This window comes from Ideonella sp. P3_A4 (assembly GCF_056403075.1).
In genome coordinates this window covers 1-7681 of the sequence record NZ_JBFUGE010000289.1, presented here as the reverse complement: position 1 = coordinate 7681, position 7681 = coordinate 1, and the positions used below count along the sequence as shown (strand labels likewise).

The 7681-nt window shown below is 64.5% G+C and carries 5 protein-coding genes; 2 read left to right on the top strand and 3 right to left on the bottom strand.

Features of this window, described 5'->3' with window-relative positions; translation table 11 throughout:
- Positions 1-152: 152 nt before the first annotated feature.
- Positions 153-2579, top strand: coding sequence for a hypothetical protein (locus tag AC1DYI_RS21540; RefSeq protein WP_477206178.1), 2427 nt, complete (start codon positions 153-155; stop codon positions 2577-2579).
- Between the two features lie 141 nt (positions 2580-2720).
- Here the strand turns inward: AC1DYI_RS21540 and AC1DYI_RS21535 are convergent, their stop codons facing one another.
- The gene (locus AC1DYI_RS21535; protein WP_477206177.1) at positions 2721-3797 is read right to left on the bottom strand and encodes a hypothetical protein; all 1077 of its coding nucleotides are present in this window, start codon (positions 3795-3797) and stop codon (positions 2721-2723) included.
- A gap of 349 nt (positions 3798-4146) precedes the next feature.
- Positions 4147-6309 (bottom strand): heavy metal translocating P-type ATPase, encoded by a 2163-nt coding sequence (locus tag AC1DYI_RS21530; RefSeq protein ID WP_477206176.1) that lies wholly within the window; start codon positions 6307-6309, stop codon positions 4147-4149.
- A 249-nt stretch (positions 6310-6558) separates the two neighbouring features.
- Between AC1DYI_RS21530 and cadR the strand changes: the two genes are divergently transcribed.
- Positions 6559-7002, top strand: coding sequence for a Cd(II)/Pb(II)-responsive transcriptional regulator (gene cadR / locus AC1DYI_RS21525; RefSeq protein WP_477206175.1), 444 nt, complete (start codon positions 6559-6561; stop codon positions 7000-7002).
- 34 nt (positions 7003-7036) lie between these two features.
- Here the strand turns inward: cadR and AC1DYI_RS21520 are convergent, their stop codons facing one another.
- Complete coding sequence (locus AC1DYI_RS21520) at positions 7037-7639, bottom strand: cupin domain-containing protein (protein ID WP_477206174.1); 603 nt, start codon at positions 7637-7639, stop codon at positions 7037-7039.
- Positions 7640-7681: the final 42 nt, after the last annotated feature.

Sequence of the window (7681 nt, the reverse complement as noted above, 5' to 3'; positions counted from 1 at the left end):
GCGGTGGTCGAAGGCGGGACTAGGCGGTAGCTGCAGAAGGCGGCCTCCATGGCAAAGCGCGGTGTCACCTGGCTGTCACCTGCGACTCCAACAAGGGCAAGGGTCGCCCTTCAACAATATACCGCTCACTTGTCACGTTATGTAAGCGCGTGATGATGAACCGAAAGTTTTTTTGCTTTCGATCCGGCGCCGGCGATGGGTCTGACCCGTCGAACCTGACTCATCCTCAGGCGCTTCCACCTGGTCGTTCAAGTGAAAAGGTATGTATGTTGGCCACGATTCCATCGAGCTGCGTCGAGTCTGCCGAGCGCCCGCATGCGCGGCCGCTCGCGCAAGCACCCCGGAGTACGCCATGGCGCCATGCGTTGGTTCTGGCGCTGACGACGACGCTGCTGGTTGCTCAGGGCGTGTCTCACGCGCACGGCAACAGCCCGCCATCGGCGAAGTCTGATTCGCTCACGGCACGCCGAGACATCACGACGGTCGCCGTGCACAGCACCGGCAAGCACGCGCAGTCGCAGGTTCCATTCACCTTCGGTCAAGTCTTTTCGCGAGGGGATCTCGCGGCCGGCGCGACGCTCGTTGCCAAGGTAGGGGCCGAGGACTTGCCGGTTCAAATGGACGTGAAGGCCCGCCACGAAGATGGCTCGGTTCGCCATGCCATCATTTCTGCGGCGTTGCCTCAGCTCGATGCAGGCGCGACCACCAAGTTGGTGTTGGCCAGTTCGAGTGGCGCTGAGCTTGCCGCATCGCTGCCAACCCAACGCGATCTGATGCGCGCGGGGTTCAGCGCCAAGGTGCGGCTCGACATTGAAGGCAAGAGCTACCGCGCGTCGCCCAATTCGCTTCTCTGGCAACAGCAGGGTGTCGCCTGGCTGACAGGCCCGATCACCCAGGAATGGATCCTGAATGCGCCGCTTGTCGATGACGCAGGGGCGGTTCATCCTCACCTTGCTGTGCGCTTCGTGGTGCGCTGGTACCCACAGCAAGCTCGCGCGCGTGTCGACGTCGAGGTCGAGAACATGTGGGCTTACGAGCCCGATCCTCGGAACTTCCTGTACGACGTGAACGTGCGCGTCGGCGAGAAACCCGTCTATGAACAACAAGGCCTGGAGCACTTCGCCCATGCGCGTTGGCGCAAGTCGTTCTGGTGGGGAGCGGAACCCAAGCTGCACTTGCGGCACGACATTCGCTACCTTGTGGCCAGTGGCGCTGTTCCGCACTACGACCTGACGGCCAAGCCGGCTGCCTCGGCACTCGACAGTCTGGCAGCCTCCTGGAAGGCGGCACCAACCGGGCCGATGGCGCCGGGCCTGGTGCTGCCCGCCATGCCGACGACAGGTGGGCGCCCCGACATCGGACCTCTGCCGCAGTGGGAGGCGCAGTATCTGCTGAGCATGGACTCGCGTGCGAAGACGGCAACGCTCGGCACGGGCGACCTGGCTGGCAGCTGGCCCATCCACTACCGCGACAAGAACACCGGGCGGCCCGTCAGTCTGGCCGACTACCCCTACATGACGATTCTCGGCCGGCCAGGCGATACCGTGAACCCGCGGACCGGGTTGAGCGAGGCTTTCCCTGAATGCCACGCTTGCGACACCGAGCCCTATGTCTACCAAGTGGACTCGGCGCACCAGCCGTCGTTGGCCTACCTGCCGTACCTGGTGACGGGGGACCACTACCACCTGGAAGAACTGCAGTTCTGGGCCAACTACAACATGCTGCAGTCGAATCCCTACTACCGCGGCTTCGAAATGGGGCTGCTGAAGTGGGACCAGGTGCGCGGGCAAGCCTGGTCCATGCGCACATTGGGGCAGGCTGCCTACATCACGCCCGACGACGATCCGATGAAGTCGTACTTCATGGAGCGCCTGCGCCACAACGTGGAGTGGTACAGCACGACCTACGTCGATGGGCGTCCGAACGCGCTCGGCGTGATCGACTCGGGCTACGCCGTCGTCTACACGACGCCGGCGGGCCCGATGACAGGGGTCGCTCCGTGGATGGACGATTTCTTCACCTGGAGCGTGGGCTATCTTGCCACCGGGCTTGGCTTCGAGAATGCGCTGCCGCTCGCCCGCTGGAAGGGCACGTTCCCGGTCGGACGAATGACAGCACCTGGCTATTGCTGGATCGACGGCGCTACCTACGCGTTGGCGGTGCGCCCGTCGGCCAGCAGTCCGTTCTTCAGTGATTTCAAGCAGGCCTATCTGACGACGATGCAAGGCACCGATACGTCGGGCAAACCGATACCACTCGTCAACAGCACCGGGGCGCTGTACCTGGACCAGCCTTGTGCGAGCGTGGCGCAAGCGCAATGGCGCACGCAAAAAGACAAAGACCTGGGCGTGTCGCGTTCGCCGTGGGTGGCCGGCGAGATGACGGGTTATGCGTCAGAACCCGCAGGCTACCCGTCGAACATGCAGCCTGCACTCGCCGCCGCGGTCGATGCCGGGGTTCCTAACGCAAAGGCGGCGTGGGACCTCTTCATCAGCCGTACCGTGAAGCCGGACTACACGCAGGCACCGCAATGGGCCGTCGTGCCGGTTGACCAGAACAGGCGCTTGCCGCGACCGTGAGCGCTTTGCGTTCTGCGGCAGGCGAACGGCGCATCGCTGTCGTAGTTCTGGGGTAGACGGACCTTGGCCATCCAAAGATGGCCAAGGTCCTCTCAATGCCGACAAGCGACCGCTTCACAGCGGATGCTTTTCTGCCGGCTGCTACGGCCTCGGCTTGAGCATCAGCACCGTGGCGTGCTGGTCACCGGCCTTGCGGCCATCGCAGATGATCCATCCCTTGTCGTTGATGGCGGCCGCCGATTCGATCGTCCACGGTCCCTGTCCGGTCTGGTCGATCAGGTCGTTGAGCCGGTGCACGGCCACGCCGTCGTAGACGAAAGAGTGGTACTGCCCATCGAGGCGGTACGAGCCGACCACGTATCCACTGCGGTTGATGGACGAGGCACTCGCGCTGGCGCCCTCGGGCGTCGGCAGCGGCTTCATGACTCGGTCGCTGTAGAGAAATGCCCGCACGACGCCATCGGGCTGCTGCGCGGTGCCAACGATCTGCCCCTTGCCGTTGATGTCCTTCGCGGACGAGTTCGGCCCGCCCAGCGTACCAAGATCCTTCAGGAGACCGTTGCGATAGACGAAGGCGTGGGCAGTGCCATCGGCGAGATCGGCCGACCCGACCACGACACCGCGATTGTTGATCGCCGATGCGCTGCTGGCGGGGCCGCCAAAGGTGCCGATCTCGACCATCACCTTGTCTTTCCAGAGGTATGCGCGCTGACGCCCATCCGTGGAGCTCGTGGCTTGCCCCACGACTTGCCCCACATCGTTGGCGTCGTACGCGTAGGCGTCGGAGAAGTAGCCATCGTAGATGTCGTCCGGCAGGCCGTGGACTTCCGCGGCGTAGCCCTGGTCTTTGAGGACGGTGCCCACCCAATAGTTGTAGTGCGTCACCGAGCCGATCACGTYGCCCCAGTTGTTCAGGCCGACGAAATTGGCACGCTGGTCGGGTGGCGTCTCCGCCAGCGGCAGGCCCAGGCTGTTGCCATGCTTGTCGAAAGTCCCGTAGCCGCTGTACGGATTCATGTACTGGTACATGTTCAACAGCGACTTGCCGTCGTTGTTGAGATCGATCGCGCTGTACCAGAAGATGTCGACCTCGCCAGAACGTTCCGGCGCCGCAATGACCTTCACGTCATACATGGGCGCCGCCATGGCGCAACTCGTGGCCAGCGCCAACGCTGGCGGCAGCAGGCGCCGCAGCATGGATTGAAAGACAGAATGCATAACGATCTCCCTTGATGAAGTATCCCCGAATGCCCGAGGTTGGCCGGCGCTTCTAACGCCTGAAGTGATGACACTTTCTGAGTGTCGCGGCGCATCCTGCCCACCAATCACCTCGTCACGTATCCCTAAGGTGCGGCATACCGCCGGAAACTTCGCGTACTGGTTCACGCTTCGCGACTATTTGCATCGGCCAATGCATGCACGACGGAACAAGTTAGCCAGTCGGCGGTACGGCTCCGTCCATGTGACGAACGGGAGGTAGCTCACGGCGGACTTCAGCTTGGAATTCCCCAGAAGCAGTTGCGCGGCGCGCAGGTTCTTGGCTCGCCGGTAGACCAGCGGCCGTGCCTTAAACCGCAGTCCGAGCCGGCCCGGACTTGGCTCGAAGCAAGCGCAAACCGTTGGCCACGACGAGCAAGCTGGCACCCATGTCGGCAAACACCGCCATCCACATCGTCGCCGAGCCGAAGATGGCCAGCGCGAAGAACACCGCCTTGATGCCGAGCGCCAGCGTGATGTTCTGCCACAGCACCGTGTGCGTCTTGCGCGACAGCCGGACCGTCTCGGCAATGCGGCGCAAATCGTCGTTCATCGCCACCACATCGGCCGCTTCCATCGCAATGTCGGTGCCCGCGGCACCCATGGCGATACCGATGTCGGCTTGCGCGAGCGCCGGTGCGTCGTTGATGCCGTCGCCCGTCATCGCGGTCGGGCCGTACTGGGCCTGCATGGCCTGAATCGCGCCGAGTTTTTCTTCTGGCAGCAGGTTGCCGCGCACGCTGTCGATGCCCGCTTCACTGGCGATCGCCTCGGCGGTCAGCTGGTTGTCACCCGTCAGCATCACCGGGGCGATCCCGAGCGAGCGCAGCTCGGCCACCGCGTCCTTGGAGGACGGCTTGATCTTGTCGGCCACGGCGAACAACGCGATCACACCGGCCTGCGAAGCCAGCAGGCTGACGGTCTGGCCAGCCTTCTCGTGCTCTTCTAGCGTCGCCTCCAGCGCCGCCGAGCACTGCCCGCGCTCATGGATCAGTCGGTGGTTGCCGAGCACGTACACCGTGCCGTCGATCGTGCCTTGCACGCCACGCCCCACCAGCGCCTCGAAGTCCTTCGGATCGAGATCGTTGGGCGTCAAGCCGGCGGCGATCGCCTTGGACACCGGGTGGTCGGAGTGGCCCGCCAGCGCGGCGGTGACTCGCTCGGCCAGCGCCTTGTCCTGCGCTGCATCGAGCATCGACCAAGTCACCAGGCTGGGCTTGCCTTCGGTGATGGTGCCGGTCTTGTCCAGCGCAATGGCTTTGAGCGTGCGAGCGAGTTCCAGATGGATACCGCCCTTGATCAAGATGCCGCGGCGTGCAGCAGACGCCAGGCCGCTGACCACCGTGACCGGCGTCGAGATCACGAGCGCACAGGGGCAGGCAATGACGAGCAGCACCAGCGCCTTGTAGGCTGCTGTCATGAGATCCCAGCCGAAGGCCAGGGGGCCCAGCAGCGCCACCGCCAACGCGAGCGCGAAGACCGCCGGGGTGTAGATGGCGGCAAACCGGTCGACGAAGCGCTGGGTCGGTGCCTGGCTGCCCTGAGCCTGCTCGACTGCATGGATGATGCGAGCGAGCGTGGAGTTCGTCGCCGCGGCGGTGACGCGCACAGACAGCGTGCCGCTTTCGTTGATCGTCCCGGCGAAGACTTGGTCACCCGGTGCCTTGTCGACCGGAATGCTTTCGCCGGTGACCGGGGCCTGGTTGATCGACGAGTTGCCTTCAACGACGACCCCATCCAGCGGCACCCGCTCGCCGGGGCGCACGCGCACGGTGGCATCCACCTGAACGTCGGTCGCGGGCACGGTTTGCCACGATCCATTGCTTTGGCGCACGGAAGCCTCTTCTGGCGCCATCGCCAGCAGACCGGAGATCGCATTGCGAGCCCGGTCGACCGCCCGCGCCTCGATCAGCTCGGCAATCGAGTACAGCGCCATGACCATGGCCGCCTCGGGCCACTCGCCCAACACGAATGCACCGCCAACTGCCACGCTCATCAACGCGTTGATGTTGAGGCGCAAGTGCCTCAGCGCGCTCAGGCCCTTCTTGAACACGTCCAAGCCAGCCAGGGCGATGGCCGCCACAGCCAGCCCCATGCTCAGCACCGTGACCCACGTACCGGCCGATGACGCCAGCGATACCAGCTCCGCCCCGGTGGCCAGGGCCAATGCAAGCAGCAGGCGCAGCAAGCCACCAGCAGGCGGATGGCCGTGCACGTCGCTCGGCTCGGCTCCTGCCGCAGTTTCAGGCCAAGGGGTGATCTCGAGGCCGGCACGTTGAATGGCGGCGACGGCCTGTTCGACAACGGGCGCCTTGGCGTCGATGGTCAAGCTGCGTTCGCCCAGGCGGAATCGCAAGCCCTGGATGCCAATGATCGGCTCCAGCGCCCGGCGGATCTCGGCCTCTTCAGTGGCGCAGTCCATCGCAGGCACACGGAAGCGCTGGCCTGGGCCGGCTGCTACCGCCTGGTCCACCCCGCCTGGCACCGTGGTTTCGGCAGGCGTGCAGCCACGACCGCAACCGCCATGGTTCGCTGCGGGTGCTACTGCCTTCGCAGTGGGCTGTACATGACAGTGACCGTGATCATGGTCGTGGTGGTGGTGGTCATGGTGATCACCATGCCTGTGCCCCTTGTCGTCATGGCGGTGCTCGTGGGTCATGTCGACATTTGAAACCCTGTAGCAGGTGTAGAGTCAAGCCGAGTTTTTGAGAGGCTATCGGGTATGCGCATCGGTGAACTGGCCAGGGCAAGCGGCACGCCCATCGAGACCATCCGCTTCTACGAGCGTGAAGGCTTGTTGCCCGCGCCGGCGCGCACGGAGGGCAACTACCGCATCTATGACGTGAGCCACGCAGACCGGCTCAGTTTCATCCGCCAGTGCCGCAACCTGGACATGACGCTCGACGAAGTGCGCGCGTTGCTGGGATTTCGGGACGCGCCGCAGTCGGACTGTGGCGACGTCAACTTGCTGCTGGACGAGCACATCGGGCACGTCGCGCAACGCATCCGCGAGCTGAAGACGTTGGAGAAGGAGCTGCGCGCGTTGCGTGCGCGCTGCACCTCACCGCATGCGATCGCCGACTGCGGGATCCTGCAAGGCCTCGATGAAGCCGCAGGGCCGACCAGCAAATCCACCAGAACCAGGCATGTGCGCGGCGCGCACTAGCGTCGCGTTTGCCATGACCGGCGGCCGTTGCGAATCAGCCGATCAGCACCCGATGCGCGTGAAGAGCCTCGAAGATGGGCGCATCGCCGAATCGAAAGAGATCCAGGTGGGCTGCACCCAAGGCTTGCGCCGCAAATGGCACCCATGACGGCACGACGAACATGTCGCCGCGGCCTACGCTCCACTGGCTCCCGCCCACTGTGACGGTGCCCGTTCCATCGAACACCTGGTAGACCGACGATCCGACCTCGCGTTTCGTGAGTGTTTCGGCGCCGGCGGCAATGCGGTGCATCTCCGTGCGCATCGTTGGCAACACATCGCGCCCGTTGGTCGGGTTCGTGAAGCGGACTGCGGCGTGACCCGGGCTCAGTGTGCAGGCATCGCCTTCAGCTTCGAGGGCGAGCTGCTCGGCCAGCGCTCGGTCGGTGTCGACCCAACGGTATGCAAGCAAGGGTGTGGCGGCCTGCGCGTCGGTTCTGGACACCGGACGCAGCCCCGGGTAGCCCCACAGGCGTTCGGAGCGAGATCGATCGGGCGTGGTCTTTTCTGCCGCGGAGATCCGTTCGCGCCCCACCTCGAAGAACTGGCTCTCGGTGTAGTAGGAAAACGGAATGTCCAGGCCGTCGATCCAGGCCATGGGCTCGGTGGCTGCGTTGTGATGGGCGTGCCAATTCCATCC